The 3,084-nt window shown below is 61.0% G+C and carries 2 protein-coding genes and 2 pseudogenes; 2 read left to right on the top strand and 2 right to left on the bottom strand.

Annotated features, from left to right (window positions below; genetic code table 11):
- Both BSP109_RS16365 and BSP109_RS16370 read left to right on the top strand, forming a co-directional pair.
- On the top strand, positions 1-363 hold a 363-nt coding region (locus BSP109_RS16365), incomplete at its 5' end, for an OsmC family protein (RefSeq protein WP_146001217.1).
- 133 nt (positions 364-496) lie between these two features.
- Positions 497-1,502: pseudogene (locus BSP109_RS16370) on the top strand (transposase).
- A gap of 80 nt (positions 1,503-1,582) precedes the next feature.
- Here the strand turns inward: BSP109_RS16370 and BSP109_RS16375 are convergent.
- Both BSP109_RS16375 and BSP109_RS16380 read right to left on the bottom strand, forming a co-directional pair.
- Positions 1,583-2,588, bottom strand: a pseudogene (locus tag BSP109_RS16375) (transposase).
- 133 nt (positions 2,589-2,721) lie between these two features.
- Positions 2,722-3,084 (bottom strand): OsmC family protein (locus BSP109_RS16380; protein ID WP_146001217.1); only part of this gene is annotated, 363 nt, incomplete at its 5' end.

The raw sequence follows: 3,084 nt of genomic DNA, 5'->3' as shown, positions 1-3,084 counted from the left end.
GTCGTCGTCTACCGCCTGTACGCCCAGAACCTCGGACTGACCATCGACGAACTCGATGTCAGCGCTGAAGGCGACCTGGATGTGCGGGGACTCTTCGGCGCCGATGAGACCGTGCGCCCCGGATTCTCGTCCGTCCGCGTGAGCGTCAACATCGCCGGACCCGACAGCAACGAGGACTACCAGAAGCTGCAGGAGACCGTGGACGCTCATTGCCCCGTCTTCGACATCTTCACCAACCCGGAACTGACCGTCCCATCGATCATCATGACCCTCAGAACTACTGACTCGAACGATGTCCTCGTCGGGATCTGTCTGATGATTGGTGGGCGGTCGGCACCGGCTCGGCCCACATCGATAACTTGATCAGAAGGTTGTCCGTTCCTGACCGAACGTGACTCATCACAGTAGTGTTTCGACGTGACTATCTCCCGGACCGGAGCCGACCGTTCGACGGTCGGACCTCATCCGCTCTGACACAGGAGAATCACGAACCGTCATGACTATCATCTCGCATTTATACGCGTTTGTCGTGGGCGTCGACACCCACGCGAAGAACCACGTCTACAGTGTCCTCACCCACACTGGTGAGCACGTCGACACTGCCACGTTCCCGACCACGAAAGCTGGCATCAAACGAGCCCTGACGTGGGTCGGCCGCCGTACTCGCGGGGACCTGAACACCCTGTGGGTGATCGAGGCTATCGGCACTTACGGGGCGATCCTGGCCGACCATGTCGCCGACGCAGGCTATACGGTCGCCGAGGCTGCCAGCATGAATGCTCGCGACCGGCACGCCACGGGCAAGGACGACCGGATCGATGCCAGACGGATCGCTGGCACGGTCCTGCCTTTGGACGAGTCGCGGCTGCGTTTTCCCAGGCAGGCTGATGGGCCGCGTCAGGGACTGCGGATCCTGGTCAAGGCGCGGGAGTCCATGACCGGGGAGAAGACTCGCACGATCAATGCGCTCACTGCGCTGTTGCGTACTCATGACCTTGGTATGGATGCGCGTCGGAAACTGTCGGTCGTCACGATTCAAACGATGGCGAAGTGGCGGCTCAGGAACGAGTCTGTGGCACTGACCGAGGGTCGTCGGGAAGCCATCCGGGTAGGCAAACGTGTCGGCGAGCTCGATGCCGAAATCAAGGACTACGCCGCCCGGATCGAGGCCTTGGTTAAGGACAGTGCGGGTGCGGCGGTGTTGGCTGAGGCGGGGATTGGTCCGATCACTGCGGCTGTGTTCTACCTGGCGTGGTCGCATCATGGGGGGGAATGTGGTGAGGTTCCGGCTGAATCGCAGTGGTGATCGTCGGTTGAATTCTGCGTTGTACATGGTCGCCGTCACGCGGCTTTCTCACCATAAGAAGTCCCAGGCGTACATGGCTAGACGGCTGAGTGAGCGGAAGACGAAGAAGGAGACGATCCGGTGTATGAAGCGTGCCTTGGCCCGCTCGGTGTATCGGATTCTCGAGGCCACGAACCCGATCGGTCAAGCCGCTTGACAGACATAGAAGGATCCTGACGGCGGCCCAGCAACCTCGCGCGAGGTTGCTGGGCCGCCGTCAGGATCCTTCTATGTCTGTCAAGCGGCTTGACCGATCGGGTTCGTGGCCTCGAGAATCCGATACACCGAGCGGGCCAAGGCACGCTTCATACACCGGATCGTCTCCTTCTTCGTCTTCCGCTCACTCAGCCGTCTAGCCATGTACGCCTGGGACTTCTTATGGTGAGAAAGCCGCGTGACGGCGACCATGTACAACGCAGAATTCAACCGACGATCACCACTGCGATTCAGCCGGAACCTCACCACATTCCCCCCCATGATGCGACCACGCCAGGTAGAACACAGCCGCAGTGATCGGACCAATCCCCGCCTCAGCCAACACCGCCGCACCCGCACTGTCCTTAACCAAGGCCTCGATCCGGGCGGCGTAGTCCTTGATTTCGGCATCGAGCTCGCCGACACGTTTGCCTACCCGGATGGCTTCCCGACGACCCTCGGTCAGTGCCACAGACTCGTTCCTGAGCCGCCACTTCGCCATCGTTTGAATCGTGACGACCGACAGTTTCCGACGCGCATCCATACCAAGGTCATGAGTACGCAACAGCGCAGTGAGCGCATTGATCGTGCGAGTCTTCTCCCCGGTCATGGACTCCCGCGCCTTGACCAGGATCCGCAGTCCCTGACGCGGCCCATCAGCCTGCCTGGGAAAACGCAGCCGCGACTCGTCCAAAGGCAGGACCGTGCCAGCGATCCGTCTGGCATCGATCCGGTCGTCCTTGCCCGTGGCGTGCCGGTCGCGAGCATTCATGCTGGCAGCCTCGGCGACCGTATAGCCTGCGTCGGCGACATGGTCGGCCAGGATCGCCCCGTAAGTGCCGATAGCCTCGATCACCCACAGGGTGTTCAGGTCCCCGCGAGTACGGCGGCCGACCCACGTCAGGGCTCGTTTGATGCCAGCTTTCGTGGTCGGGAACGTGGCAGTGTCGACGTGCTCACCAGTGTGGGTGAGGACACTGTAGACGTGGTTCTTCGCGTGGGTGTCGACGCCCACGACAAACGCGTATAAATGCGAGATGATAGTCATGACGGTTCGTGATTCTCCTGTGTCAGAGCGGATGAGGTCCGACCGTCGAACGGTCGGCTCCGGTCCGGGAGATAGTCACGTCGAAACACTACTGTGATGAGTCACGTTCGGTCAGGAACGGACAACCTTCTGATCAAGTTATCGATGTGGGCCGAGCCGGTGCCGACCGCCCACCAATCATCAGACAGATCCCGACGAGGACATCGTTCGAGTCAGTAGTTCTGAGGGTCATGATGATCGATGGGACGGTCAGTTCCGGGTTGGTGAAGATGTCGAAGACGGGGCAATGAGCGTCCACGGTCTCCTGCAGCTTCTGGTAGTCCTCGTTGCTGTCGGGTCCGGCGATGTTGACGCTCACGCGGACGGACGAGAATCCGGGGCGCACGGTCTCATCGGCGCCGAAGAGTCCCCGCACATCCAGGTCGCCTTCAGCGCTGACATCGAGTTCGTCGATGGTCAGTCCGAGGTTCTGGGCGTACAGGCGGTAGACGACGAC

The organism is Brevibacterium sp. Mu109 (assembly GCF_900169375.1).
In the GTDB taxonomy this organism is placed as follows: Bacteria; Actinomycetota; Actinomycetes; order Actinomycetales; family Brevibacteriaceae; genus Brevibacterium; species Brevibacterium yomogidense_A.
Note: the sequence above shows the minus strand (reverse complement) of the source record. Positions and strands in the feature narration are given on the sequence as shown.